This is a genomic window from Streptomyces sp. NPDC001700 (assembly GCF_053596435.1).
In genome coordinates, this window is the sequence record NZ_JBSFGE010000017.1 from 153284 (window position 1) to 178670 (window position 25387).

The 25387-nt window shown below is 72.3% G+C and carries 22 protein-coding genes; 7 read left to right on the forward strand and 15 right to left on the reverse strand.

Going from position 1 to position 25387, the window contains the following annotated elements; translation table 11 throughout:
- Positions 1–15: 15 nt before the first annotated feature.
- Both ACWC5C_RS28755 and ACWC5C_RS28760 read left to right on the forward strand, forming a co-directional pair.
- Positions 16–783, forward strand: a complete 768-nt coding sequence (locus ACWC5C_RS28755) for an SDR family oxidoreductase (protein ID WP_450879979.1) — start codon at positions 16–18, stop codon at positions 781–783.
- 312 nt (positions 784–1095) lie between these two features.
- A complete protein-coding gene (locus tag ACWC5C_RS28760; protein WP_450879981.1) occupies positions 1096–1356 on the forward strand; it encodes a hypothetical protein in 261 nt (86 codons plus the stop codon).
- A gap of 132 nt (positions 1357–1488) precedes the next feature.
- Here the strand turns inward: ACWC5C_RS28760 and ACWC5C_RS28765 are convergent, their stop codons facing one another.
- Both ACWC5C_RS28765 and ACWC5C_RS28770 read right to left on the reverse strand, forming a co-directional pair.
- A complete protein-coding gene (locus tag ACWC5C_RS28765) occupies positions 1489–2409 on the reverse strand; it encodes a sugar phosphate isomerase/epimerase family protein (RefSeq protein ID WP_450879983.1) in 921 nt (306 codons plus the stop codon).
- A gap of 4 nt (positions 2410–2413) precedes the next feature.
- The gene (locus ACWC5C_RS28770; RefSeq protein WP_450880055.1) at positions 2414–3553 is read right to left on the reverse strand and encodes a Gfo/Idh/MocA family protein; all 1140 of its coding nucleotides are present in this window, start codon (positions 3551–3553) and stop codon (positions 2414–2416) included.
- A 134-nt stretch (positions 3554–3687) separates the two neighbouring features.
- Between ACWC5C_RS28770 and ACWC5C_RS28775 the strand changes: the two genes are divergently transcribed.
- Together ACWC5C_RS28775 and ACWC5C_RS28780 are read left to right on the forward strand one after the other, a co-directional pair.
- Complete coding sequence (locus tag ACWC5C_RS28775; protein ID WP_450879985.1) at positions 3688–4956, forward strand: ROK family protein; 1269 nt, start codon at positions 3688–3690, stop codon at positions 4954–4956.
- A 34-nt stretch (positions 4957–4990) separates the two neighbouring features.
- Complete coding sequence (locus tag ACWC5C_RS28780) at positions 4991–5608, forward strand: class I SAM-dependent methyltransferase (protein ID WP_450879987.1); 618 nt, start codon at positions 4991–4993, stop codon at positions 5606–5608.
- Here ACWC5C_RS28780 and ACWC5C_RS28785 read toward each other — a convergent pair.
- The 7 genes from ACWC5C_RS28785 to ggt form a co-directional block, all read right to left on the reverse strand.
- The gene (locus ACWC5C_RS28785; RefSeq protein ID WP_450879989.1) at positions 5568–6419 is read right to left on the reverse strand and encodes a putative RNA methyltransferase; all 852 of its coding nucleotides are present in this window, start codon (positions 6417–6419) and stop codon (positions 5568–5570) included. The genes ACWC5C_RS28780 and ACWC5C_RS28785 overlap by 41 nt on opposite strands.
- Positions 6420–6454: 35 nt before the next feature.
- Positions 6455–7456, reverse strand: coding sequence for a TIGR03842 family LLM class F420-dependent oxidoreductase (locus ACWC5C_RS28790; RefSeq protein ID WP_450879991.1), 1002 nt, complete (start codon positions 7454–7456; stop codon positions 6455–6457).
- 11 nt (positions 7457–7467) lie between these two features.
- Positions 7468–8865: a dihydropyrimidinase gene (gene hydA / locus ACWC5C_RS28795; protein WP_450879993.1), complete on the reverse strand. Its 1398-nt coding sequence runs from the start codon at positions 8863–8865 to the stop codon at positions 7468–7470.
- A gap of 17 nt (positions 8866–8882) precedes the next feature.
- Positions 8883–10199, reverse strand: a complete 1317-nt coding sequence (locus ACWC5C_RS28800; RefSeq protein WP_450879995.1) for an aspartate aminotransferase family protein — start codon at positions 10197–10199, stop codon at positions 8883–8885.
- Positions 10196–11038: a nitrilase-related carbon-nitrogen hydrolase gene (locus ACWC5C_RS28805; RefSeq protein WP_450879997.1), complete on the reverse strand. Its 843-nt coding sequence runs from the start codon at positions 11036–11038 to the stop codon at positions 10196–10198. Before ACWC5C_RS28805 ends, ACWC5C_RS28800 begins: the two co-directional genes overlap by 4 nt.
- Positions 11039–11232: 194 nt before the next feature.
- Positions 11233–12051 (reverse strand): hypothetical protein, encoded by an 819-nt coding sequence (locus tag ACWC5C_RS28810; RefSeq protein WP_450879999.1) that lies wholly within the window; start codon positions 12049–12051, stop codon positions 11233–11235.
- Positions 12052–13782: 1731 nt separating this feature from the next.
- Positions 13783–15555 (reverse strand): gamma-glutamyltransferase, encoded by a 1773-nt coding sequence (gene ggt, locus ACWC5C_RS28815; RefSeq protein ID WP_450880057.1) that lies wholly within the window; start codon positions 15553–15555, stop codon positions 13783–13785.
- Positions 15556–15879: 324 nt separating this feature from the next.
- Between ggt and ACWC5C_RS28820 the strand changes: the two genes are divergently transcribed.
- Positions 15880–16632: a hypothetical protein gene (locus tag ACWC5C_RS28820; protein ID WP_450880001.1), complete on the forward strand. Its 753-nt coding sequence runs from the start codon at positions 15880–15882 to the stop codon at positions 16630–16632.
- Between the two features lie 197 nt (positions 16633–16829).
- Entirely contained in the window at positions 16830–18419 is a 1590-nt protein-coding gene (locus ACWC5C_RS28825) for an alpha/beta fold hydrolase (RefSeq protein WP_450880003.1), read from the forward strand.
- Here the strand turns inward: ACWC5C_RS28825 and ACWC5C_RS28830 are convergent.
- The 5 genes from ACWC5C_RS28830 to ACWC5C_RS28850 all read right to left on the reverse strand — a co-directional run bounded on the left by ACWC5C_RS28830 (position 18416) and on the right by ACWC5C_RS28850 (position 22141).
- A complete protein-coding gene (locus ACWC5C_RS28830; RefSeq protein ID WP_450880004.1) occupies positions 18416–19282 on the reverse strand; it encodes an amino acid ABC transporter permease in 867 nt (288 codons plus the stop codon). The genes ACWC5C_RS28825 and ACWC5C_RS28830 overlap by 4 nt on opposite strands.
- Positions 19279–19923 carry an amino acid ABC transporter permease gene (locus ACWC5C_RS28835; RefSeq protein ID WP_385446698.1) on the reverse strand — a complete coding sequence of 215 codons (645 nt, stop codon included), beginning with the start codon at positions 19921–19923 and terminating at the stop codon, positions 19279–19281. The genes ACWC5C_RS28830 and ACWC5C_RS28835 overlap by 4 nt, the downstream gene beginning before the upstream one ends.
- Before the next feature lie 10 nt (positions 19924–19933).
- The gene (locus tag ACWC5C_RS28840; protein ID WP_450880006.1) at positions 19934–20851 is read right to left on the reverse strand and encodes a glutamate ABC transporter substrate-binding protein; all 918 of its coding nucleotides are present in this window, start codon (positions 20849–20851) and stop codon (positions 19934–19936) included.
- Between the two features lie 8 nt (positions 20852–20859).
- The gene (locus tag ACWC5C_RS28845) at positions 20860–21606 is read right to left on the reverse strand and encodes an amino acid ABC transporter ATP-binding protein (protein WP_450880008.1); all 747 of its coding nucleotides are present in this window, start codon (positions 21604–21606) and stop codon (positions 20860–20862) included.
- 94 nt (positions 21607–21700) lie between these two features.
- Positions 21701–22141, reverse strand: coding sequence for a DUF6278 family protein (locus ACWC5C_RS28850; RefSeq protein WP_450880010.1), 441 nt, complete (start codon positions 22139–22141; stop codon positions 21701–21703).
- 154 nt (positions 22142–22295) lie between these two features.
- Between ACWC5C_RS28850 and ACWC5C_RS28855 the strand changes: the two genes are divergently transcribed.
- Positions 22296–24113 carry an SGNH/GDSL hydrolase family protein gene (locus ACWC5C_RS28855; RefSeq protein ID WP_450880012.1) on the forward strand — a complete coding sequence of 606 codons (1818 nt, stop codon included), beginning with the start codon at positions 22296–22298 and terminating at the stop codon, positions 24111–24113.
- Between the two features lie 491 nt (positions 24114–24604).
- On the opposite strand, the gene ACWC5C_RS28860 is transcribed toward ACWC5C_RS28855, so the two are convergent.
- Entirely contained in the window at positions 24605–25384 is a 780-nt protein-coding gene (locus tag ACWC5C_RS28860) for an exodeoxyribonuclease III (protein ID WP_450880014.1), read from the reverse strand.
- Between the last annotated feature and the right edge of the window lie 3 nt (positions 25385–25387).

Consider the following 25387-nt stretch of genomic DNA (forward strand, 5'->3'; position numbering starts at 1 on the left):
ACTCAAGGAGTCCTCATGCCCGTCCCCTCCTTCCGCCTCGACGACAGCGTGGCCCTGGTGACCGGAGCCGGCAGCGGAATCGGCCGGCGGCTCGCCATCGGGCTCGCCGAGACGGGGGCCGACGTCGGATGCCTGGACCTGCCGGGCAGCGATCTCGCCGGTACGGTCGAGGCGATCGGGGCCGCGGGGCGGCGCGCGGTCGCCCTCCCCGCCGATGTGACCCGGGCGGAGGACCTGGCGGAAGCGGTGGCCGTGGCCGAACGCGACCTGGGCCCCCTCCGGCTCGCGGTCAACGCCGCGGGCATCGCCAACGCCGCCCCGGCCGAGGACATGCCGCTGGAGCAGTGGAGCCGGGTCGTGGACGTGAACCTCACCGGTGTGTTCCTCTCCTGCCAGGCCGAGGGCCGGGCACTGCTGCGCAACGGTGGCGGTGCCATCGTGAACATCGCCTCGATGTCGGGCACCATCGCCAACCGGGGACTGACCCAGGCCCACTACAACGCGTCCAAGGCAGCCGTGATGCACCTGACGAAGAGTCTCGCCACGGAGTGGTGCACCCGCGGCGTCCGGGTCAACAGCGTGAGCCCCGGCTATACGGCCACGCCGATGAACCTGCGCCCCGAAGTGGCTGAACGCGTCGCCCAGTTCGAGGCGGACACCCCGCTGGGCCGCATGGCGACGGTGGACGAGATGGTGGGCCCGACCGTGTTCCTGCTGAGTGACGCGGCGAGCTTCGTCACCGGTGCGGACCTGCTGGTGGACGGCGGGGTCACCTGCTGGTAGCACGCACGCATTTCCGTCCGGGCGCGCCGAAATAGCACCCCTCCACCCGGAAGGGGCTTTCCGCATTTCCGGATTGGCGCCAACAGCGGCTGCCCCGCTAGAATTTGGACGACTCCAGGAAAAGGGGAAGCAGTGGCAGTTCGCTTTGTACAGGTCCCGGAAACCGAGAAGAATGAGGAGGGCGTTCAAGAAACCGTCACGTCGGTCGTCGTCAACGGACAGACGGTGGAAACACGAATCTACGGACGTACGGTTATTCAGTGCGATCTCGACCCTGATGTCATCTCGGATGTCCTCTCGGATGTGCATTCGGTGGAAATCCTGGTTCCCACCTGGGTCGACGAGGAGTACGAGACCGGGGAGCAGAACGAGGACGGCAGCAACACCATCGGCGTGCGGCCGTCCCTGACGGCGGAGCGCCGGGTCGTGGACCTGGGGCCGGATTCCCTGAAGGCCCTCCAGGAGGCACTTCAGCCCTTCGCGGCGGTGTCCAGGCCCGCGGAGGCGCCCACCGCCAAGAAGCGCGGCCGACCCGCGAAGAAGGCGGCCCAGACGCCGCCGAGCGCGAGCTGAATCCAAAGGCCGCGGCCGCCAGGCCGCGACCTCTGCGGTGAAATCGGGGACCTTCGAACCAGGGGATACCACTTCCTGAACTCGATATCCCCATTCCGAATGCGCGAACAGGCCTTCGGCGGCGGGCTCGGCTCAGTCGATGATCAGGGGGCGCAGGGTGCGGTGGGCAATGCGCAGCCCTTGGACGACCTTCTCGTCGGTGCCGCCCCAGACCGGGTCCTCGTGCTCGACGGAGAGCGTCCCGGTGAAGCCGTGCTCGTAGAGGCGGTCCACGACGCGCGCCCAGTCGACCTGGCCGAGCCCCGGCACCCGATAGCGCCACCAGCCGTTGTCCCAGGGGTCGGGGCGGTCCACGGCCTTGCCGAAGAAGCCGTACCGGTCGAGGTCGCCGCTGCCCAGCTCGACGTCCTTGGCCTGGGCGTGCACGATGCGGTCGATGTAGGGCGCGATCGTCTTCACCGGGTCGATGCCGATCCAGGTGAGGTGCGAGGGGTCCCAGTTGAGGTAGAGGTCCAGGGAGAACATCCACTCCCACAGCTCCGGGGAGTAGGCCAGGTTGCCCGGATAGCCGTCGGGGTGCCAGCCCTCCATGACGCAGTTCTCGATGATGACCTTCACACCGCGCTCGCCCGCGTAGTCGACCAGCTCGGGGAAGATCCGCTCGGCTTCCCTGAGGTTGTCCGCGACGGGCCTGGTCCAGTCCCGGCCGATGAACGTGCCGACGTAACGAACGCCGAGTGCCGAGGCCGCGTCCACCGCGTGCTTGAAGTGGGTACGGATCTCCGCCCGGCGCTCCGGGTCGGGGTGCAGCTGGTTCTCGTAGTAGGCGAGCGCGGACAGGTCGAGACCGTGCTTGGCGAACAGCGCGAGCGTCTCCTCCGCGCGCTCCGCCGAGAAGTCGGCGACCGGCAGATGGCTCGCCTCGAAGTCGCGGCCGCCGGTCCCCGGCCAGACGGCGACCTCCAGCGCCTCGTAGCCGTTGCCGCTGGCCCACTCCGCGATGCGCGGGAGGGACCAGCCGGGGAGACAGGCCGTCAGGAAGCCGAGTTTCATGCGTTCACACCTCTGTCCACGAGCTGTTACGGGAGGATCGGAGAACCGCCTCGGTGATGCGGGCGGCGCGCAGTCCGTCGTCGAAGGTCGGCAGGCCCTCCGGCCGGTCGCCGCCGATCGCGGCGTACGTGTCGGCGACGAACGCCGCGAAGCATTCCGCGTACCCCTGGGCGTGGCCCGGCGGCAGCACCGACAGACGCCGCTGTTCGGCCGAGCCGTGGCCGGGGTCGCGGCTGATGAGCCGGGCGCCGTCCTCGCCGCCCAGCCAGATGGTCTCCGGGTTCTCCTGGTCGAAGACCGCGCTGGCCCGCGCGCCGTCCAGCTCGAACCACAGCCGGTTCTTCCGCCCGGCGGAGACCTGGGAGACGGTGGTGGACGCCAGGACGCCGGAGGCGGTGCGCAGCAGCAGCGCGGCGCAGTCCTCGGTACGGACGTCCATGTACTCCGCCGAGGGGTCCGGGGAGTCGGCCGAGAAGGTGCGCGCACCGGCGGCGGGCCGCTTGTCCACGGCGATCGACGTCGAGGCGACGACCTCGGCGAACCGTTCGCCCGACACCCACTCGACCAGGTCGCACCAGTGGGAGCCGATGTCCGCGAAGGCGCGGGACGGGCCTCCGGCCACCGGGTCCACGCGCCAGCCGGACGCCTGCGGCGAGAGCATCCAGTCCTGCAGATAGCTGCCGTGGATCAGATGCCAGCCGCCGAACTCGCCGTCGATCCGGCGCGCCCGGATCTCCCGGACCAGGGGGTGGTAGCGGTAGACGAACGGGACGGCGGCCACCAGCCCGCCGCTGCGGGCCGTCTCCGCCATGCGCTCCGCCTCCGCGACGGAGACCGCGAGGGGTTTCTCGCACACCACATGCTTTCCGGCGGCGAGCGCGCGCAGCGCGTAGGGCGCGTGGGTGGCGTTGGGCGAGCAGATGTGGACCACGTCCACGGAGTCATCTTCGAGGAGCGCGTCCAGGGACGGGTAGGCGGGGACCTGCCACTCCGCGGCCACCTGCTCGGACCGTGGGGGCGTGGAGGCCAGGACGCCGGTGATCCGGGCACCGGCGAGCGCCGCGGCCCTGCGGTGGATCGCGCCGATCATCCCGGCGCCGACGATGGCGGTGCCGATTGCTGTGCCGTGCGGTGGAGATGTGATGACAGCCTCCCGTGACGTCGTACGGCGGTGAGCCTAAGACGGCGATTAGCGCCTCACAAGGCATGGAATTATGCGTCTTGTGAGTCATAAAAGCGGCCGTAATTGCTGTACGGTGACCGGCCATGGGAACGGTCATGGGAGCGCAGACGTCGGACCCCCGCCCGATACCCCGGCTGTCGGTCGCCGGGCTGCGGGCGCAGAACACCGGCGGCCCCGTCCACAGCTCGCTGGCCCGGCTCATCGCGTCGGGCCTCGCCGACAGCCGTGCCGACCTGGTCAAGGCGACCGGTCTGGCCCGCTCCACGGTGACCCGGCACCTGGACACGATGATCGACGCCGGGGTCGTCACCGAGAGCGGAACCGTCACCCGGCCAGGGCGTGGCCGCCCGCCGCTCCGGCTGGCGCTCAACCCCCGCGCCGGGGTGGTCGCGGTGGCCGACGTCGGCGCCCACAGCGCCCGGCTGGCCCTCGCCGACCTGGCGCAGAACCCCGTCGCGCAGGAGGAGATCGCGCTGGACGTGGCGCGGGGCCCCGAGGCGACGCTCGACCTGCTGACCGAACGGCTTCGCGGCATGCTGGCCGAATCGGCGGCGGGCGATGGGCCCTCCGCCCTCGTCGTCGGCCTCCCCGGGCCCGTCGACGCGCGCGCCGGTACGCCCGTACGGCCGCCCATCATGCCCGGCTGGGACGGCTACCCGGTCGGCCGGACCCTGACCGAGCGGCTCGGCTGCCGGACGTTCGTCGACAACGATGTGAACCTCATGGCCCTCGGCGAGGCCCGCGCCCTGCCGGAGAGCGAGGCGCCGCTGCTCTTCATCAAGATCGGCACCGGTATCGGCGGCGGCCTCGTCTCGGCCTCCGGCGAACTGCACCGCGGCGCGGAGGGAGCGGCGGGCGACATCGGGCATGTACGGGTGCCGGGCGCCGACGACACCGTGTGCAGCTGCGGGAACATCGGCTGCGTCGAGGCCGTGGCCTCGGCCACCGCGATGGCGGCCCGGCTCCGCCGGGAGGACTCGGGCCTCGCCGAGCAGGACCGGCCGCGCGGCGCCGCCGACCTGGCACGGCTCGTCCGCGACGGCCACCCCGGGGCCGTACGGGTCGTCCGCGAGGCCGCGGTGACGATCGGCGAGGTGGTGGCGCTGCTCGTGCACGTCTACAACCCGGCGCGGATCGTCATCGGCGGCGCCATCGCCGCCGCCAGCGACGACCTGCTGGCCAGGATCCGCGGCGTCGTCTACCGGCGGGCCCTGCCCCTGGCCACCCGTCAACTGTCGCTGACCCAGAGCGTGCTGGGGATGTCCGCCGGTGTCGTCGGCGGAACGGTGGTCGGCGTGGAACACGTGCTCTCCCCCGAGGGGATCGGCGACGTGCTGGCCCGTTCCGCCGCGCGCTCAACCTGACCGGCCACCGGCGAGGTGCCAGCAGAATGGCCGTATGACGGCGAAGAACGGCAGGCGATGGAACCACAACATCCATTACCACCCCCGCATCCTCCGCGCGGTCCCCGAGGGCGCCCGGCAAGCCCTCGACGTCGGCTGCGGCGAGGGCATGCTCGCCCGTGAACTCCGGCGGTCCGTACCGCAGGTCACCGGCATCGACCTCGACGCCCCCAGCCTCGACCAGGCCCGCGCGCACCCGGGCGACGGCATCGACTACGTCCTCGGGGACTTCCTCACCCACCCCTTCGAACCGGCCTCGTTCGACGTCATCGCGTCCGTGGCCACCCTGCACCACATGGACGCCGCCGCCGGGCTGGCCCGCATGCGCGACCTGCTGCGCCCGGGCGGTGTTCTCGCCGTCGTCGGCCTCGCCCGCGACACCCCGCGCGATCTGCCGCATGTGCTCGCCGGGGTCGTCGTCGGCACCGCCCTCCGCGCCGTGAAGGGCTACTGGGAGCACCCCTCCCCCACGGTGTGGCCGCCGCCGGTGACGTATCCGCGGATGCGGGCGCTGGTCGCCGGGACGCTGCCCGGCGCCCGGTACCGCCGCCACGCGCTGTTCCGTTACAGCGTCATCTGGCGGAAGCCAGCGGGCGGTACGCGGTCAGGGTGACCGACAGGGTGACGGGGCACGGGTCCGGGAGCTTGCGGACCCAGGCCCGGACGTCCTCGGGGTCGTGGTGCCAGGCGTTGGGGCCCATGGCGACCAGTTGGGCCAGCGCCTGGTGGTCGAGGGTCATCGTGCGGGTCAGCCGCTCGGTCCGGGCGAGCGTGAAGTACGGGGCGAGCTGGTCGGTCAGCCGCGACTCCTTGCGGTCGTCCACGCTCAGCAGGCCGAGCGCGTCGATCAGCTCCTGGAGGTGGCCCGGGCGGGCGGTGACGACCAGCAGGGCGCCGCCCGGCGCCAGAATCCGCCGCAGCTCCGGGCCGTTGCGCGGGGCGAACGTGTTCAGCACCAGCGAGGCGGCGCCGTCCTGGAGGGGCAGCTCCTGCCAGGCGTCGGCCACCGCCGCGCCGATCCTCGGATGCGCCTTGGCCGCACGCCGGGCGGCGAACTTCGAGATGTCGAGCAGCACTCCCCCGGCGTCCGGAAACGCGTCCATGACCTGGGAGTGGTAGTAGCCGGTGCCACCGCCGATGTCGACGACGCAGCCGGACACCTCGGGACCGGCCGTACGGCGCGCCAGCGCGACCAGCGCGTCGGCGATGGGCGCGTAGTGCCCGGCCGCCAGGAAATCGGCGCGCGCGTCGACCATGTCCCGGGTGTCCGCGCTGTGCTTCGTCGCGCCCGACAGCAGGTTCACATAGCCCTGCTTCGCGAGGTCGAAGGTGTGACCGGCGGAGCAGAGGAGGGCCCGTTCCCGCTGGGTGAGCGCGGCACCGCAGTGGGGGCAGGCGAGTGCGCGCACGACCCTGTTCAGCATGGATCAAGCCTATCCCCGGCCGGTCACCCGCTCGGTCACCCGTTCAGCGCGGGAATGACGTCCCTCCCGTACGCGTCGATCGTCGCCTCCTTCGCGTCGTGCATCGCGTACACCGCGAACTGGTCCACGCCGAGCCCCCGCAGCGTGCGCAGCTTCTCCACATGGGCCTCCGCCGGGCCCAGCAGGCAGAAGCGGTCCACGATGTCGTCCGGGACGAAGGCCGTGTCCGGGTTTCCGGCGCGGCCGTGGTGGCTGTAGTCGTAGCCCTGGCGCTGGGCGATGTACGCGGTCAGGGACTCGGGGATGGCGCCGGAGTGGTCGCCGTAGCGGGAGACCAGGTCGGCGACGTGGTTGCCGACCATGCCGCCGAACCAGCGGCACTGCTCCCGGGCGTGGGCCAGGTCGTCCCCGACGTACGCGGGCGCGGCGACGCAGATGGTGATCGCGTCTGGGTCGCGGCCCGCGTCGGACGCGGCGGTGCGGACCGCGTGGACCATCCACTCCGTCAGATAAGGGTCGGCGAGCTGGAGGATGAAGCCGTCGGCCTTCTCCCCGGCGAGGGCGAGGGCCTTGGGCCCGTACGCGGCCATCCACACCGGCAACCGGCCGTCCTTGATCCAGGGGATGCGCATCCGGGTGCCGTCCACCTCGGCCTCCCGGCCCTCCGCCAGGTCGCGGATGGCGTCGATGGCCTGGCCGACCCGGGCCAGGGTGTTCGGTCGGCGGCCCGCGACCCGCAGCGCGGAGTCGCCGCGGCCGATGCCGCACACGGTGCGGTTGCCGTACATGTCGTTGAGGGTGGCGAACGTGGAGGCGGTCACCTCCCAGGTGCGGGTGCCGGGGTTGGTGACCATGGGGCCGACGGTCATCCGCTCGGTGTGTTCCAGGATGCGGCTGTAGATGACGAACGGCTCCTGCCAGAGCACGGCGGAGTCGAACGTCCAGCCGTAGCCGAAGCCGCTGCGCTCGGCGCGGCGCATCAGGTCGACGACGTCCGACGCGGGCGGATCGGTCTGCAGTACGAGTCCGAAGTCCATGGACGAGCCCCCTAGAGGTACTGACAGGTGGAGCGGCGGACGAACTGGCCGTGCCCGGCGCGCCCGGCGTAGGCGCGGCCGTCAATGACCGGGAGGCCGCGCGAGAGCACGGTCTCGACCTGCCCGGTGATCTGCTTGCCCTCGTAGGCCGAGTAGTCGACGTTCATGTGGTGGGTCTCGGCGGAGATGGTCTGTTCGGCGGCCGGGTCGTAGATGACGATGTCGGCGTCCGAACCGGGCGCGATGGTGCCCTTCTTGGGGTAGAGGCCGAACATCCGGGCCGGGGTGGCGCAGGCGATCTCGATCCAGCGGCGGCGGGTGAGATGGCCGTCCACGACGGCCTGGTGGAGCAGGTCCATGCGGTTCTCGACGCCCGGCATCCCGTTGGGGATCTTGGAGAAGTCGCCGCGGCCCATCTCCTTCTGCCCGGTGAAGCAGAACGGGCAGTGGTCGGTGGAGACGACCTGGAGGTCGTTGGTGCGCAGCCCCCGCCACAGCGCGGCCTGGTGCTCGCGGGGCCGCAGCGGTGTGGAGCAGACGTACTTGGCGCCCTCGAAGTCCGGCTCGGCGAGGTTGTCGGTGGACAGGAACAGATACTGCGGGCAGGTCTCGCCGAAGACCGGCAGCCCCTTGTCGCGCGCCTGCGTCAGCTCCGCGACGGCCTCCTCGGCCGACACATGGACGACGTACAGCGGCGCCCCGGCCACCCGCGCCAGCTGGATGGCGCGGTGGGTGGCCTCGGACTCCAGCAGCGCCTTGCGGACCTCGCCGTGGTAGCGGGGGTCGGTCTTGCCCTCGGCGAGGGCCTGTTCGACCAGGACGTCGATGGCGATGCCGTTCTCGGCGTGCATCATGATGAGCCCGCCGTTGGCGGCGCCGCGCTGCATGGCGCGCAGGATCTGCCCGTCGTCGCTGTAGAAGACCCCGGGATAGGCCATAAAAAGCTTGAACGAACTCACCCCCTCGTCCACGAGGAGGTCCATCTCCTTCAGGGAGCCCTCGTCCACGTCGGAGAGGATCATGTGGAAGCCGTAGTCGATGGCGCAGTTGCCGCCCGCCTTCAGATGCCAGGCGTCCAGCCCTTCCCGCAGGGCGTGCCCCTTGGTCTGGATGGCGAAGTCCACGATGGTGGTGGTGCCGCCCCAGGCCGCGGCCCGGGTACCGGTCTCGAAGGTGTCGGCGGCGAAGGTGCCGCCGAACGGCATCTCCATGTGGGTGTGCGGATCGACACCGCCCGGGATGACGTACTTGCCGGTCGCGTCGATCGTACGGTCGGCGGTCCAGCCGCGCGCGATGTCACTGTCGGACGCGGCCAGCGCCACCACCCGCTCGTCCTCGATCAGGACGTCGGCGTGGGTCTCATCGGCGGCGGTGATGACGAGCCCGCCGCGGATCACGGTACGAGGCATCAGCCCGCACTCCTTCCCTACAGGGTGGTGTTGAGAGCTGCTTCGAGGATGTCCGCGCCCTCCTCCGCCTCCGCCACGGTGAGGCTGAGCGGCGGGGCGATGCGCAGGACGCTGCTGTTGTGGGCGCCGCCCTTGCCGAGGAGCAGCCCGCGCTCGCGGGCGGCCTCCAGGACGGCCGAGGCGGCCTCGGGGGACGGCTCGCCGGTGCCCGGCTCGACCAGTTCGACGCCGATCATCAGCCCCCGGCCGCGTACTTCGCGTACGCCGTCGAGCCCGGCGCAGGCCGCGCGCAGCCGCTCGATGAGCAGTCCGCCGACGCGGCGGGCGTTGCCCTGGAGGTCGTGCTCGACGAGGTGGTTGAGGTTGGCGAGACCGGCGGCCATCGTGACCGGGCTGCCGCCGAAGGTGGAGATGGAGTTGGCGCCGAGGCAGTTCATGACCTCCGCGCGGGCCACGACGCCGCCGATCGACATGCCGTTGCCGATGCCCTTGGCGAAGGTGAGGAGGTCCGGCGGACCGGCGGCGTCGTGGGCCTGCCAGCCCCAGAAGTGGTCGCCGGTGCGGCCCCAGCCGGTCTGCACCTCGTCGGTGATCCACAGGATGCCGTGCCGGTCCAGCACCTCGCGGAAGGCGGCGAACAGCCCGTCCGGCGGGGAGGTGAAGCCGCCCACGCCCTGGATCGGTTCGGCGATCAGCGCGGCCACGTTGCCGTGTGCCTGGCCGAGGAGGTCTTCGAGGTCGGCCACGCAGGCGTCGATGTACGCGCCGTCCGACAGCTCAGCGAACGGCCCCCGGGTCCGGACCCCGCCGTGCACGTACAGCGTCTGCAGCGGGGAGATGCTGGTCGGCGACCAGGCGCGGTTGCCGGTGATGCCGACCGCCGAGAACGACCGGCCGTGGTAGCTGTTGCGCATCGCCAGGATCTGGTTGGAGCGGCGGTACGTGGTGGCGAGCAGCAGCGCTGTGTCGTTGGCCTCGGTGCCGGAGGTGGTGAAGAAGACCCGCGCGTCGGGGATGCCGGACAGCCGGGCGACGCGCTCGGCGAGGTCGACCATCGGGCGGTCGAGGTAGAGCGTGGAGCTGTGCAGGATGCGGCCCGCCTGCTCGGCGATCGCCTTGGTGACCTCGGGCAGCGCGTGGGCGGTCATGGTGGTGAGGATGCCGCCGAAGAAGTCGAGGTAGCGGTTGCCGTCCGCGTCCCAGACGTGGCGTCCCTCGCCGTGGGTGATCTCGATGGGGCGCCGGTAGTAGAGCGCCAGCCAGTCCGGGAGGACGGCCCGGTGGCGTGCGTACAGCTGGTCGCCGGTGGTCATGGCTTCACCGCCGGTGGTCATGGCTTGACCAGTTCGTCGTACGCGTCGGGGCGGCGGTCCCGGTAGAAGGCCCACTGCCGCCGCACCTCGTCGATGACGTCGAAGTCGAGGTCGCGGACGATCAGCTCCTCCGCCTTGTCGCTGGCCACGTCCCCGACGAACTGGCCGCGCGGATCGACGAAGTAGCTGGTGCCGTAGAAGTCGTTGTCGCCGTACTCCTCGGTGCCGACGCGGTTGATCGCCGCGATGTAGTACGCGTTCGCCACCGCCGAGGCGGGCTGCTCCAGCTGCCACAGGTGCGAGGAGAGTCCTCGGGAGGTGGCGGACGGGTTGTAGACGAGCTGCGCACCGGCCAGCCCCAGGGCGCGCCAGCCCTCCGGGAAGTGGCGGTCGTAGCAGATGTAGACGCCGACCTTGCCGACTGCGGTGTCGAACACCGGCCAGCCGAGGTTGCCCGGCTTGAAGTAGTACTTCTCCCAGAACCCCTTGAGCTGGGGGATGTGGTGCTTGCGGTACTTGCCGAGGTAGCTGCCGTCGGCGTCGATCACGGCGGCGGTGTTGTAGTAGAAGCCGGACCCCTCGACCTCGTACACCGGGACCACGATGACCATCCCGGTCTCCCGGGCCAGCTCCCGCATCCGCCGCACCGTGGGCCCGTCCGGGACCGGCTCCGCCCACCGGTAGTGCTCCGGCTCTTGCACCTGGCAGAAGTACGGGGCGTTGAACACCTCCTGGAAGCCGATCACCTTGGCGCCCTGGGCGGCCGCCTGACGGGCGTACTCCTCATGCTTCGCGATCATCGATTCGGTGTCGCCGGTCCAGGTGCACTGGACGAGCGCGGCACGGACGAGATTGGCCATGATCAGCTCCTTCACAGCAGTGCTCCGGGGGCATGCCCCCGTCGTCAGCCTGTGTCTACGCACGTAGAGTCTCGCTGTGGTGAAGAACGTAGAAGCGCACTCACCACTCTGGCAATACCGCCGCCGTTACTCAACGAAGACGATCACATTTCGTGTGATGTCGCGCTTAATCGGGACCGTCGGCCGGTGGGCCTTCAGCTGGTGTGCTGGATACCCGCCACGCGGAAGGCATGGGCGAGATCGTGCTGACTGCCCGCGGACACCGAGCCCGCCGCGTCCAGGAGCAGGGGCACCAGCGCCCCCGGGTCCTCGGCCGCCGCCTCGGCCACCTCGGCGGGCGTACGGGCCCGTATGAGCGCCGTCAGCAGCAACGCCACCTCGCTGTGCGCCGCGCTCCCCAGCAGGGCGAGCGCCGTCTGCGCCACCTCGGGCAGGGGCCGGGCGACGCTCTGCCGCAGCAGCCGCTCCCCGTCGGGCTCCCGGCCCGCCGCGATCAGTGCCTGCGCGGCGGCGGCGAGCGGCTCGGGCGGCAGGCAGGCCATCTCCCACAGCAGCGTGGCCACGTCGGCCCCGAGCCCCGCCCGCTCCAGCTCCCCCGCCAGCACCGGCAGCCGCCCGGCGGGCCAGACGGCCGTCTCGCACAGCACGGCGTGCGCCTCCCCGCTGCGGCCCTCCGCCCGCAGCCGCCCCAGCCGCGTCACGGCCCCGGCGGCCGCCCGCCGGGCCTCGGCCAGCTCCTGCTGCTCACTGGCCCGAGCCCGCAGCTCCGCCTCCCGCCCCCGCTTCCGCCCCCCGCCCCACCGACTCTTCGCGGGCGCGGCCTCAGCCCCCGCGAACCGCGCCCCGCGCGGCCGCGAGGGTGGCGCCGCCTCGGCGGCCGGGCCCGGGGCGTCGTCGTACGCCGCGGCGAACCGAGCCCCCCGAGGCCGAGGGGGCGGCGCCCCATCCGCCTGCGACGGCGACCCATCCGTCTGGGACCGCCCAGCAAGCCCCGCGATCGAGGGATCCTGCAACCCACCCGCCATCCAGGACGCCCGCCCGGCTCCGGACGCGGGCCCGGGCGCCGGTCTGGATGGCGCGCCTGCGGGCCCATCGCCAGGATCAGCACCCGCCAGCCCCGGCCCGGATGCCGCCCGGGGCGCGCCACCCGCGGGCCCTGTGGCGGAGTCCGCATCCGCCCCCGGCCACCGATCTTGGCCAGACGCCGATCCGGACGCCGGGCCAGCGGGGCCTGTCCCCGCCACGGGTCCCCGTGCCGGACCGGGCCCCGATGCAGACGGGGTGGTCGCAGACCGCGCGGCGGGGTCCTGGCCCACCACCGGCCACGGTGCCGGGCCGGGCCCCGAGCCGGGCCGCGATCCGGGCGAGGCGTCCCCGGACCCTCCGGCAGGGGCGGCGCCCGCCCCCGACCACTGATCCGGGCCAGGCGCCGACCCGGGCCCCGGACCGGATGCCGGTCCCGGCTCCGAACCGGACCACGCCCCGGACGGGGCACCAGCGGGCCCTCCGGCGGGATCCCCATCCGCCACCGGACGCCCCGGCCCGGTTGCCGCTCCGGACCACGCTCCAGACGAGGCGCCCGCAGGCCCCACGGCGGGATCCGCACCGTCCCCCGGCCACCGATCCTGGCCACGCGCCGCTCCGGGCTCCGACCCGGACCACGGCCCGGACGGGGCACCTGCGGGCCCTCCGGCGGGATCCCCATCCGCCACCGGACGCCCGGGCCGGGTTGCCGCTCCGGGCCACGCTCCAGATGCGGCGCCCGTAGACCCTGTGGCGGGTTCTGCACCCGCTACCGGCCACGGTGCCGGGCCAGGCGCCGGTCCCGACTCCGGTCCGGGCCGGGTGCCAGCGGGCCTTGCGGCGGAATCTGTACCCCCCGCCGGGCGCCGCCCCGACCCGGACGCCTCGCCGGGCGCGGCGCCCGCAGGTCGTGCGGCGGGATCCGTGCCTGCCATCGGCCGTCGCCCCGGCTCCGGGCCGGGCCAGGGCCCGGGCGGAGCACCGGCGGGCTCCCTGGCAGGGGCAGCGTCCGCCGCCGGGCGCCCCGGACCGGGGCCTGGTGGCGTGCCCGGGGGCGTCGTGGTTGCGGCCCCGGGGAGGGCTTCCAGGCGGGCGGTTAGTTCTTCGCAGCGGGCCGTGGCGCGGTGGTGGTCGTCTTGGGCCCAGGCCAGGGCCGCGTCCAGGGGCTCGCCGTCCGTCGTGGCGTCGGCACCGGCGCGCTGGGCCGCCTGCAGCTCGCGTTCGCGGTCGGCGGCGGCGGTCCGTTCGCGGTGCATCGCGGCCAGGCGGGCGCGGAGCGCCTCGCGGGTGCCGGGGGCCGCGTCGTGGACGGTGATCGAGGCGCGGTACAGGGTGGCCGCGCGGGCCGCCGCCACGTTCGCCGTCTGGGCGCCACGCTGGGCGGAGAGGTCCTGGAGGAGCGCCTGGACGACGTCCCACGGTGGGATCTCCTCGCCGTCCAGACAGGCCCGCAGCCCCTCCGGGTCGCGTTGCGCGAAGACGGCGTACCAGCCCGTGTCCGGGTCGATCCGCCGTGTCAACGCACGCAGATAGCTCGCGAACTCCTCGATCGCCGCCGGGAGTTGTCTACCCGCCATCGCCACCCCCGCGTTCGACACCCGCATGCTACGGACCTGGATACTGATGCGCTACGAGTAGATTTCCGGATTCGTACACGACAGGCAACCTTGTGAGGTTCCTGTGGGAAGCGGGAAGCGGGAAGGGTGAAGCGGGCCCGGCGATCAGCGCGCGGGCCTCACCACCATCGCCGCGCCGCCGCCCCGCCGCTCCGTCTCGGCGGCGGCCAGCCACCGGCCGTCGCCGAGCCGCTGGACGCCGGTCGCGGCCCCGATCTCGGGGTTCTGCTTGAAGGCGTGGCCCAGCGCCTCGAGACGGGCCCGCTCCGGGCTGTTCCAGAGCCCGGGCTCCAGCTCCGTCTGGGCGGCGTTGCGCTGGCTGGCGCGCGGTGCGGCGATCGCGTCGACCAGCGGCATGCCCCGGTCGACATGGTTCAGCAGGGTCTGCAGCACGGTGGTGATGATCGTTGCGCCACCGGGCGAGCCGAGCGCCAGCACCGGCTTGGGGCCGTCGAGGACGATGGTCGGCGACATGGACGAGCGCGGCCGCTTGCCCGGACCCGGCAGGTTCGGGTCGTGGACGGCGGGGTCGGCGGGCGCGAAGGAGAAGTCGGTCAGCTCGTTGTTGAGCAGGAAGCCCCGCCCGGGGACGGTGATGCCGCTGCCGCCGGTCTGCTCGATGGTGAGGGTGTACGCGACGACGTTGCCCCACTTGTCGGCGGTCGTCAGGTGCGTGGTGCTCTCGCCCTCGTACGTCGTCGGGGCGGCATGCCCGCGCGTGTCGCAGGAGCCGGGGGCGCCCGGGTCGGTCGGGTCGCCGGGGGCGAGCGGGCTCTTGAGCACCGCGTCGGGCTTGATGAGGCAGGCCCGGGAGTCGGCGTACCGCTGCGAGGTGAGCGCCTTGGTCGGCACGTTCTCGGCGGCCGGGTCGCCGACCCATCGGCCCCGGTCGGCGAACGCTATGCGGGAGGCCTCGATGAAGCGGTGCAGATACTCGCGCTCGCCGAGCTTGGAGAGGTCGGTGCGCTCCAGGATGTTCAGCGCCTCGGCGACGCTGGTGCCGCCGGAGGACGAGGGCGCCATGCCGTACACGTCCAGGCCCCGGTAGGACGTACGGGTCGGGGCCTGCCGCTTCGCCTCGTACTCCCGCAGGTCCTCGGCGCGCAGATCGCCGGGGTGCACGGTGCGCCGCGCCTCCGGATCGACGGGGGGCTTGCGCACCGTGGAGACGATGTCGCGGCCCACCTCGCCCTTGTAGATCGCGCCGACGCCCTTCTTGGCGAGCAGGGCGTAGGTGCGGGCGAGGTCGGGGTTACGGAGCGTCGAGCCGACGGCGGGGAGCTTTCCGCCGGGCAGGAACAGCTTCGCGGAGGCCGGGAAGTCCTTGAAGCGGTCCTCGTTGTCGGCGGTCTGCTGGCGGAAGGTCTTGTCGACGGTGAAGCCGTCGCGGGCCAGCCGCTCGGCGGGCCTCAGCACCTGGGCGAGCGATTCGGTGCCCCAGGCGCGGAGCGCGTCCCGCCAGGTGGCCGGGGTGCCGGGGGTGCCGACGCTGAGCCCGCTGGTGACGGCGTCGGCGAACGGCAGCGGCTTGCCCTCGTCGTCCAGGAAGAGGTCCTTGTCCGCGCTGTGCGGGGCGGTCTCGCGGCCGTCGAGCGTGGAGACGGTGTGCCGCTTGGCGTTGTAGTAGACGAAGTATCCGCCGCCGCCGACGCCCGCCGAGTACGGCTCGGTGACCCCGAGCGCGGCCGCCGTCGCCACCGCCGCGTCGACCGCGTTGCCGCCGCGCCGCAGCACGTCGATCCCGGCCGCCGAGGCGTCCGGGTCGACGCTGGAGACCGCGCCGCCGTAGCCGGTGGCCACCGGCGTCTTGGCGGGGGTGTCAGCACCCGAGGGGGCCGCGTGCGCACCGGCCGGGGCGACGCCGAGCACGGCGACCATCCCGGCCGCCGCGGCGAGCGCGGGCAGCCGGTGCCGGACGGCTCCCCGGGCCGTGGCGCTGCTGGTTGCTGCGGCTGGTCGTGCGGCGTGCCCCATCCGGACCTCCTGGCGAACGGCAGAGAGCGGGAGCCTACCGGCGACGCTCATGCTCACGACAGAGGGCGAGTGATCCCGGAGCGTCCCTGGGGTGGCCCTGGAGCGCCCCTGGAGCGCCCCTGGGGTGGCCCCGTAACGGCATCTTGAGTAGCAGCTCGCGTGCCCCCTTGAGTGCCCCTTTGGGATTCGCTCGAACACCCACCCGTATGGCAGCTACGATGCGCGGCCATGACTGACACCGTGCAGGACCTGATCGCTTCCGGAGCGGCCCTGATCGTGGGGCTGGCGCTCGGCTGGGCCGTGCACGCGGCGGCCCGGCGCCGGGGGCGCGCCCGTGAGCAGCGCTTCTTCGGGCTGCCGGACGGCTCGGAATGCGTGCTGGTCACCCACCGGGACAGCAGCTCGGCGCACTGGTCCATCCCGCGCCATGACGCCCTCGCGCTGCTCGGGCTCGCCTCCGTCGTGGAGAACTGCGGGGCGCACGCCGAGGTGGCCCCGCACGACACCGGGCTGCAGGGCTTCGGCGCGCGCACCGAGTTCTGCGTCGGCGATCCGATCGCGCACCGCCGCCTGTCCGCGCACATGGCGAACCTGCTGCCGGGCGTGAGCGTGGACCCGGGCGACGACTCCGGCGTGAACCGGGGCGCCTTCACCATCGGCGGCACCGAGTACCGCCCGGAGCCCGGGGAGCTGGAGCACGTCCTGGTGGCGCGGCTGACGGCGGGCGACGGCGGCCGTCCCGTCTTCCTGGCCTCCGGGCAGCGCCCGGTCACCCACCGCGCCGCCGTACGCCACCTGGTGCGCAACCGCGCCAAGCTGGCCCGCAAGTACGGCTCGCAGGGCTCGTTCTGTCTGCTGCTGAAGGTCGTCAACTCGCAGGCGTACGGCCCGGATGTGGTCGAGCTGGTCGCGGACGTCACCAAGGCGGCCACTACGGCGGGCGGCCGGGCGGCCGCGAAGGCGACCCTCAAGGAGGGCTGAGCCAAGGCCCCCTGAGCCAAGGCGAGTTACCGCATCGCGGACGGTCCACGGGATCACTACACCCGCATCGTTACCCAGGCGTAACTTACCGCCCTATTACCAGCGGTAAGGCGCCGAGTTACCGTCAGGTCACTTAGGCCCTCGGGCCTGCACCGGTGCTCCCCCAGCCCCCCACGGCATCCACGTCTGGAGCTACAGTGACCCCTGCCCGCCGAGCGCTGCGCACGACCGCCGCCGCCTCCCTTTCGGCAACCGTCCTGGCCGGTGCGACCTTCGTCCTCGCCCCCGCCGCCACGGCCGCCCCCACCGCGCCCCACACGACTGCGGCCGCCGACACCTCCGTACGGTTCGTCGACATCCCGGGCGACGGCGGCGTCACGCTGGCCGCCAACGTCGTCGCCCCGGCGGACACCTCGCGCCGCCACCCCCTCGTCGTGCTGCCCACCAGCTGGTCCATGCCGCAGATCGAATACCTCGCGCAGGCCAAGAAGCTCGCCGACTCCGGCTATGTCGTGGTCAGTTACAACACCCGCGGCTTCTGGCAGTCCGGCGGCCGGATCGAGACGGCCGGGCCACCCGATGTCGCCGACGCGTCGAAAGTCATCGACTGGGCGCTGGCCAACACCGCCGCCGACCCCGACCACATCGGCATGGCGGGCGTGTCGTACGGCGCCGGGATCAGCCTGCTCGCCGCCGGTTTCGACAAGCGCGTCAAGGCGGTTGTCTCGATGAGCGGCTGGGCGGATCTGATCGCGTCCATCTACAGCGGCCGCACCCAGCACGCCCAGGCCGCCGGGCTGCTCGGCGGGGCGGGGGCGCTCACCGGGCGCCCCAGCGATGAATTCCAGCAGATCATGAAGGACTTCCTCGGCTCCAACCTGGCCAAGGAACCGGAGATGATCGAGTGGGGCGGCAAGCGCTCGGCGGCCACCTACCTCGACAAGATCAACGCCAATGGCGCGGCCATCATGCTGGGCAACGCCTGGGGCGACTCCATCTTCCCGCCCAACAGCTACGCCGACTTCTACGACAAGCTCACCGGCCCCAAGCGGCTGGAGTTCCGGCCGGGCGACCACGCGACCGCCGAGTTCGGCGGGCTCTTCGGGCTGCCGAACGACACCTGGGAGCACAGCAAGCGCTGGCTCGACCGCTATCTCAAGGGCGAGCGCAACGGCATCGACAGCGAGCGGCCGGTGCAGCTCATGTCCCGTACCGGCGGCGGCTACGAGGGCTACGCCAGCTGGTCCGCCGTGCCCTCGGAGCGGCGCCGGGTCGCGCTGGAGCGGACCGAGAGCGTCACCGCGAACCACGACTCGGGCGCCAACGCCGGAACCGTCATGCTCAGCGGCGCGCTCGACCAGTTCCTGAAGCTCCCGCCGCTCGCCTCGATCCCGCTGCTGCCGCGCTCGTACGCCGCCGTCTGGCAGACCGGGCCGTACGCGACCCAGCAGCGCGTGCGCGGCACGGTGAAGCTCCACACCACCCTCACCAGCGACAAGGCCGACGGCACCGCGGTCGCCTACCTCTATGACGTGGGCCCGCTCGGCGTCGGCAAGCTCATCACCAACGCGCCCGTCACCTTCCACGACCGCACCCCCGGCAAGCCGTTCCCGGTCGACCTCGACCTGTTCTCGACGGCGTACGACGTCCCGGCCGGGCACCGGCTCGCGCTGGTGGTCGACACCGTCGACCCGCTCTACATCGAGCACAACCCGGACGGCGCCCACCTCACGTTCTCCTCCCCGGCGGCCGACCCCTCGTATCTGTCGGTCCCGGTGCGCGACTAAGTACCGCGGGTGTCGCCCGGCAGCGGCGCGGCCGGGCCGGGCGGCGCCACGCGCACCTTCTCCGTCTTCACGCTGCGCCGCTGCCGCTTCGCCACCCAGTTCGCGCACCACGACAGCAGCATGCACATCCCGATGTAGACCGGCGAGATGACCATCACGACGGGGATGAACGGCAGGTCGTAGTCGAGGTTGGACGCGATCAGCTTGCCCGCGTGCAGGAACTCTTCGTAGGTGATGAGGAAGCCGAGCGAGGTGTCCTTCAGGGCCACCACCAGCTGGCTGATGATCGCGGGCAGCATCGCCCGTACCCCCTGGGGCACCAGGACGTACGCCATGACCTGCGTCTTGCGCAGCCCCAGCGAGTACGCCGCCTCCCGCTGCCCCCGATCCACCGCCGCCACGCCCGCGCGGAACACCTCGGCGAGCACCGAGCCGTTGTAGAGGGTCAGCCCGGTGACCAGGGCGGGCAGCGGCTGCACCTTCAGGGCCACGAAGACGAAGAAGATCATCACCAGCACGGGCATCGCGCGGAAGAACTCCACGACCAGCGTGGCCAGCCAGCGCACCGGGCGGTGGTCGGACAGCCGCCCGGCGGCCAGCACCCCGCCCAGCGCCAGCGAGAGGACGGCGGCGAGCCCGAACGCCTTGAGCGTGTTGGCGAGCCCGCGCAGCAGCAGCTCCTGGATGCCCACGTACTCGAAGGGCATCCACTTCCGGTACGCGAACTGACCCGTGTCGACAAGGAGATAGATCACCCAGGCAATCAGGGCCAGCAGCACCACCGTGGCGATCACCCCGTAGAGGCGGTGACGGCGGACGGTACGGGGCCCGGGGGCGTCGTAGAGAACGGCGGTGGCGGTCAACGCGGCACTCCCCAGCGCTTCTCCAGCACGGTGAAGATCGCGCTGATGGTCAGGGTCACGAGCAGATAGCCGACGGCGATCCAGACGAAGGACCAGATGATGCTGTAGCCCATCTCATTGAGCGGCTTGTACGTGCCGAGCAGTTCGGTGACGCTGAACGACCCGGCGATGGCCGAGTTCTTGGCGAGCGCGATCAGCGTCGAGCCGACCGGCGGGATGACGGCGCGGAACGCCTGCGGCAGCACCACCGCCCCGAGCGTCTGCTCGAAGGTCATGCCCAGGCTGCGGGCGGCCTCGCCCTGCCCGACCGGCACCGTGTTGATGCCCGAGCGCACCGCCTCGCAGATGAACGCCGAGGTGTAGCAGCCGAGCGCGAGCACCGCGAAGGCCGTGAACGGCAGGATCAGCCCGAAGCGCGGCAGCCCCAGCATCACCGCGAAGAACAGCAGCGTCAGCGGGGTGTTGCGCAGCACCGCCACCCAGGCGGTGCCGAAGGCGCGCAGGCTCGCGACCGGCGCGACCCGGAAGGCGGCCATCAGGACGCCGAGCGCGAGGGCGAGCAGCGAGGCGTAGACGGTCAGCTCGACGGTGCCGAGGAGGCCCCGGCCGTAGAGCGAGAAGTTGTCGGTGAGGACGTCCATGGCTCGGACCTCAGTGGTAGCGGTCGACGGCGGGCGGTTTCGGGGCGGGCACACCGGAGAGGCCGAGGGTCGCGTTGTACGCGCGTCTCCAGTCGCCGTTGCGCTCATGGGCCTCGATGGCGTCGTCCAGCGCGAAGCGCAGCGCGTTGTCCCGCCTGGGGACGCCGATGCCGTAGGGCTCCTTGGAGAAGGGCTTGCCCACGACCTTCAGCTCCTCGGGCGCCTTGGCCGCGTAGCCGAGCAGGATCACGTTGTCCGTGGTGACCGCGTCGACCTGGTAGCTGAGCAGGTTGTCGACGCACACCGAGTAGTTGTCGTACGCGACCGCGTGGGCCTTCGGGTAGTCGTGCTGGATGCGCTGCAGCGGGGTGGAACCGGCCGCCGAGCAGACCGTCTTGCCCGCCAGGTCGGCGGGGCCGTGGATGTCGTCCGTATCGGCGCGGACCAGCAGCGCCTGACCGGCCATGTAGTACGGACCGGCGAAGCCGACCAGCCGCTTGCGCAGCGGGTTGATGGTGTAGGTGCCGACGTAGTAGTCGATCTGGCCGTTCTGGAGCGCGGTTTCCCGGTTGGCGGAGGCGACGGCCCGGAACCGGATGCTCCGGGGCGGGAAGCCGAGGGAGGCCGCCATCATCTTGGCGATCTCGATGTCGAATCCGGAGTAGCGGCCGGTGGCCGGGTCCTTCTCGCCGAGGTAGGGCTGGTCTTCCTTGACCCCGACGTTGAGATAGCCGCGCCGCTCGGCCTTGCGCCAGGTGGGCGAGGAGGGGAGCCGGACGTCGGTGGCCACCGTGTAGTGCGGCAGCTGCTCGGCCTTCGAGCCCTTGGCGGGCGGACTGCCCTCCTTGCCGCAGCCGGTTCCGGTGAGTGCGAGGAGCAGTGCGAGGACAACGGTCAGGGTGCGCCTCATGTGCGTCATGTGCGTCATCGCCCGGCTCAGTGCTTGAGGATCTTGGAGAGGAAGTCCCTGGCCCGGTCGGACTCCGGCGCCTTGAAGAACGCCTCCGGGCTGCGGTCCTCCACGATGCGGCCGTCGGCCATGAAGACCACGCGGTTCGCGGCGTACCGGGCGAAGCCCATCTCATGGGTGACGACGGTCATCGTCATCCCGTCGCTGGCGAGCTGCCGCATGACCTCCAGCACCTCGTTGATCATCTCCGGGTCGAGCGCCGAGGTCGGCTCGTCGAAGAGCATCACCTTCGGGTCCATCGCCAGCGCCCGCGCGATCGCCACGCGCTGCTGCTGGCCGCCGGAGAGCTGCGCGGGGTACTTGTCCGCCTGGTCCGCGAGCCCCACCCGGTCCAGCAGCTCCCGGGCGCGCCGGGCGGCCTCCGCCTTGCCGCGCTTACGGACCTTCACCTGGCCGAGCATCACGTTGTCCAGCACGGTCCGGTGGGCGAACAGATTGAACGACTGGAAGACCATCCCCACTTCGGCCCGCAGCCGCGCGAGTTCCTTCCCCTCCTCCGGAAGCGGCCGTCCGTCCACCACGATCGAGCCGGACTGGATGGTCTCCAGCCGGTTGATCGTCCGGCACAGCGTGGACTTCCCGGACCCGGACGGTCCGATGACCACGACCACTTCCCCGCGGCCGACGGTGAGGTCGATGTCCTGGAGGACGTGCAGCGCGCCGAAGTATTTGTTGACGTTGCGCAGCTCGATCAACGGTTCACCAACGGGCATACCGCGCAAACTATCCGCACGAAAGCGGCATTTCGGCCAGGACACGCACCGAGGGGCGGATGACGCCCGTTAGGGGCCGGGTCGGGGGCGGGGCTTACGCCTCCGAGACCTCCGCGTACAGCTGGGACAGCTCGGGGGCGCCGTCGGCGGCCCATTGGTGGCCCGCCTCGACCACGTCGACCTCCCGGCCGGAGCCGAGCCGGACCACGGGGCGGCCATTGGGCCACACCTGCCAGACGGCGCCCGGGACGGTGCGGATGATGACCGTGCCCAGATAGAGCCCGGCGTCGTTACCGAGCCAGGGCAACTCCTCCGGGTCGTCGCGCCAGCGCGGGACCAGTTGGTCCAGCGCCTCCAGCGATCCGGCCGAGTCGTCGAGCCCGATGCCCGCCTGTTCGGCCCGGGCGCGCAGCAGTTCGCATTCGGAGAGGAGTTGCGCCACGCCCTGGGGGTCCGCCTCCTGGGCGCTCATCAGCGCCGTACCGGAGGCCGCACCATGCCGCTTGCGCCAGTTGTCCAGGAAGGGGATGTTCATACAGCTCAGCGTCGCACCAAGCGCACGGGCGCACCACAGGGCGCGCGGTGGGCTCCGTGACCCGTTGCTTGTCTTGACGACACCCGGCCGTCTTCCTACGTTCGCCATGCACCTGTCGAATCGCCGGTCGGGTCGGTTACGAGAGGGGACACATATGCGCGTCGGCAGACCATGGTCGGTGGCCGGGATCGTCGCGGGAGGTGCCGCCCTCGTACTCCTCGCACCGGCCGCACCCTCGGTGGCCCAAGGCCCCACCACCACGAAGCCGCTCCCTCTGGAGCGGCTTTTCGACAACCGGGCGGTCGGCGACGACGCGGCGCCGGGCACGGCGGACTTCGACGGAGCGGGCAACTCCCTCTCCGCGCAGGACCTGCGCGCCGCGGGCTGGACGCCCGGGCGCGCCATCGCCCTCGACGCGGCGCGGCTCACGTGGCCGCGGAGCGCGGGGCGCCAGCCGGACAACGTGATCGCGGATGGGCAGAAGGTCCGGCTGCGGGGGCGCGGCGACGCGCTCACCTTCCTGGTGGCGAGCAGCTCCCCGGGCGGCCCCGGCGCCGGGGCGAGCGGCACCGGCCGGGTCCGCTACCGGGACGGTTCGTCCGGTACGTACACCCTCAGCGCGCCCGACTGGCGCGCGGGCCCCGCCGCCACCAAGGCGGTCGGCCTCCCCCACCTCAACACCGCCGACGGGCAGCGGCAGGAGGCGGCCCGGCTGTACGCGGTGACGGTGCCGCTGCGCGGCGACCGGGAGGTGGCGTCGGTGACCCTGCCGAAGGATCCGGGCTCGGGGGCCGATCTGCACGTCTTCGCCGCCTCGCTGCGGCAGCCCGCGCGGGGCTGGACCGGCAGCTGGGCGGCGAGCACCGCCGGTTACACCAAGGTCGGGCCGTGGACCGACCAGACACTGCGGCTCGTCGTGCACACCAGCGCGGGCGGGCCGGGGGCGCGGGTGCGGCTGGAGAACACCTTCGCCGCCGCGCCCGTCGACATCGGCCACGCCACGGTCGCCCTCCAGTCGAACGGCGCGGCGGCGCACGGCACTCCGGTGCCGCTGACCTTCCGGGGGCGGGCCGGTACGTCGATCCCGGCGGGCGCGCAGGTCTTCAGCGACCCCGTGAACTTCGACGTACCGGCGGACACGAACCTTTTGGTCAGCATTCACCTTCCCGGGCCGGTCGCCGCGGTGCCGGTGCACACGCAGGCCACGCAGCGCTCCTTTCTGAGCGCGCCGGGCAGTGGTGACCGCACGGGCGAGGCGGGCGGCGACGCGTACACCGGCACCCTCACCACGTGGCCCTTCCTCACCGGGGTCGACGTGCGGGGCGGGCCGGGGTCGGTGGTGGCGCTCGGCGACTCCATCACCGACGGCACCAAGTCCACGATGGACGCCAACCGGCGCTGGCCCGACGTCCTCGCCCGTCGGCTGCGCGCGCCGGGGGCGGGTGTGCCCGCGTACGGCGTCGTCAACAGCGGCATCTCCGCCAACCGCGTGGTCACGGACGTCTACCCGGGCGACGGGGTCAGTACGGTCACCAGCGGGGTGAGCGCGGGCAGCCGCCTGGAGCGGGACGCCCTGGCCCAGACCTCGGCCCGTACGGTCGTCATCTTCCAGGGCATCAACGATCTGCGGTGGGGCACCTCTGCCGAGTCCGTCATCGCGGGGCTTCGCGGCCTCGCCGCGCGGGCGCACGCCCGGGGGTTGCGGGTCGTCGGCGGGACGATCACGCCCTGCGAGGGCGAGGCGTTGTGCACCGCCGACGCGGATGCGCGGCGTTCCGTGGTGAACGCCTTCATCCGCGACAGCGGTGGGGTGTTCGACGCGGTCGTGGACTTCGACGCGGTGGTCCGCGACCCGGCGCGCCCCTCCCGGATCCTCCCGGCCTACGACAGCGGCGACCACCTGCACCCGGGAGACGCGGGCCTGCAGGCCATGGCAGACGCGATCCCCCTACGCTCCCTGACCGCACGCTGATCCCCGGCCCGGCCCCGGCGCCCCGAACCCGGGCGGGGCGTGCGGGGCTAGGCGGCGCGCTGGTGGGCTGAGAGGGTCACTTCCCCACCCCGCCCCTCCCCGAAACCGGAGGCTCCGCCCCCGGACCCCCGTGGGGGCTTCGCCCCCAAACCCCCACCGTGGCTCCGCCCCCGGCCCCCGGCCCGGCCCGGCCGAACCCAGTGGGGCCGTTCCCCGGCCCCACCGGGGCTCCGCCCCCGGGCCCCGGCCCGGTCCCGAGGCCGCGCCGCCGGGTCGGCCCCCCGGTTGTGGGCAATCGTTCCGCGGAGGGGGCACCTCCCAGCGGTAGCTGGGGGAGGAACGGGTGGGCACAACCCGGCCACCGGGCCGCACCCGCGTACGAAAGCTCCGGGGGCACCCCGGTAAGGCGCACCGCACCGGGCCGCACCCGTACGCGAGGCCTCCGGGGGCGCCCCGGTTTGGCGCGGCGTTGGGGTGGGCCCGCACACGGGTTACGGCTGGACGTCTACCACCACCGGGGCGTGGTCGGAGGCGCCCTTGCCCTTTCGTTCCTCGCGGTCCACGTACGCGTCCCCGACAGCGTCGGAAAAGGGCGCGTTGCCGTAGACCAAGTCGATCCGCATACCGCGGTTCTTCGGGAAGCACAGCTCCCGGTAGTCCCAGTACGTGAAGGGGTGGTCGTACTTCAGGGGGCGGGGGACGACGTCCGACAGACCCGCGCCGCGCAGGGCGGTCAGGGCCTCGCGCTCCTTGTCCGTCACATGCGTGAGGCCGTCGAAGCGGGTGCGGTCCCAGACATCGTCATCCGTCGGGGCGACGTTGAAGTCGCCGAGGACGGCGAAGGGCCGGGAGCCCTTCGCGTCCTCGGCCACAACCTCCCGCAGCGCGTCCAGCCAGCGCAGCTTGTAGTCGTAGTGGGGGTGGCCGATCTCGCGACCGTTCGGCACGTAGACCGACCAGACCCGCACGGCACCGCACGTGGCGGCTATGGCACGCGGCTCCTGGTCACCCTCGTAGTCGGGGCCGCCGGGGAGGCCGGAGACCACGTCGGTGAGGCCGACCCGGGAGAGGACGGCCACGCCGTTCCACCGGCCGGTGGCGTTGACCGCCGCCTCGTAGCCCAGCTCGCGCAGCGGCTCATACGGGAACGCGGCCTCGGCGCACTTGGTCTCCTGGACGCACAGCACATCCGTGCCGCTGCTCTCCAGCCAGGCGAGCAGCCGGGGCAGCCGGGCAGTGATCGAATTGACGTTCCAGGTCGCGATGCGCATGGG

What these genes read in the sequence shown, in the direction of transcription:
- ACWC5C_RS28840 (WP_450880006.1), bottom strand. Translation starts at nt 20,851, where the DNA reads ATGACGCACATGACGCACATGAGGCGCACCCTGACCGTTGTCCTCGCA.
- ACWC5C_RS28780 (WP_450879987.1), top strand. Translation starts at nt 4,991, where the DNA reads ATGACGGCGAAGAACGGCAGGCGATGGAACCACAACATCCATTACCAC.
- ACWC5C_RS28800 (WP_450879995.1), bottom strand. Translation starts at nt 10,199, where the DNA reads ATGACCACCGGCGGTGAAGCCATGACCACCGGCGACCAGCTGTACGCA.
- ACWC5C_RS28755 (WP_450879979.1), top strand. Translation starts at nt 16, where the DNA reads ATGCCCGTCCCCTCCTTCCGCCTCGACGACAGCGTGGCCCTGGTGACC.
- ACWC5C_RS28855 (WP_450880012.1), top strand. Translation starts at nt 22,296, where the DNA reads ATGCGCGTCGGCAGACCATGGTCGGTGGCCGGGATCGTCGCGGGAGGT.
- hydA (WP_450879993.1), bottom strand. Translation starts at nt 8,865, where the DNA reads ATGCCTCGTACCGTGATCCGCGGCGGGCTCGTCATCACCGCCGCCGAT.
- ACWC5C_RS28790 (WP_450879991.1), bottom strand. Translation starts at nt 7,456, where the DNA reads ATGGACTTCGGACTCGTACTGCAGACCGATCCGCCCGCGTCGGACGTC.
- ACWC5C_RS28860 (WP_450880014.1), bottom strand. Translation starts at nt 25,384, where the DNA reads ATGCGCATCGCGACCTGGAACGTCAATTCGATCACTGCCCGGCTGCCC.
- ggt (WP_450880057.1), bottom strand. Translation starts at nt 15,555, where the DNA reads ATGGTCGCCGTGCTCGGCGTCGCCCCGGCCGGTGCGCACGCGGCCCCC.
- ACWC5C_RS28835 (WP_385446698.1), bottom strand. Translation starts at nt 19,923, where the DNA reads ATGGACGTCCTCACCGACAACTTCTCGCTCTACGGCCGGGGCCTCCTC.
- ACWC5C_RS28805 (WP_450879997.1), bottom strand. Translation starts at nt 11,038, where the DNA reads ATGGCCAATCTCGTCCGTGCCGCGCTCGTCCAGTGCACCTGGACCGGC.
- ACWC5C_RS28820 (WP_450880001.1), top strand. Translation starts at nt 15,880, where the DNA reads ATGACTGACACCGTGCAGGACCTGATCGCTTCCGGAGCGGCCCTGATC.
- ACWC5C_RS28845 (WP_450880008.1), bottom strand. Translation starts at nt 21,606, where the DNA reads ATGCCCGTTGGTGAACCGTTGATCGAGCTGCGCAACGTCAACAAATAC.
- ACWC5C_RS28785 (WP_450879989.1), bottom strand. Translation starts at nt 6,419, where the DNA reads ATGCTGAACAGGGTCGTGCGCGCACTCGCCTGCCCCCACTGCGGTGCC.
- ACWC5C_RS28850 (WP_450880010.1), bottom strand. Translation starts at nt 22,141, where the DNA reads ATGAACATCCCCTTCCTGGACAACTGGCGCAAGCGGCATGGTGCGGCC.
- ACWC5C_RS28775 (WP_450879985.1), top strand. Translation starts at nt 3,688, where the DNA reads ATGGGAGCGCAGACGTCGGACCCCCGCCCGATACCCCGGCTGTCGGTC.
- ACWC5C_RS28765 (WP_450879983.1), bottom strand. Translation starts at nt 2,409, where the DNA reads ATGAAACTCGGCTTCCTGACGGCCTGTCTCCCCGGCTGGTCCCTCCCG.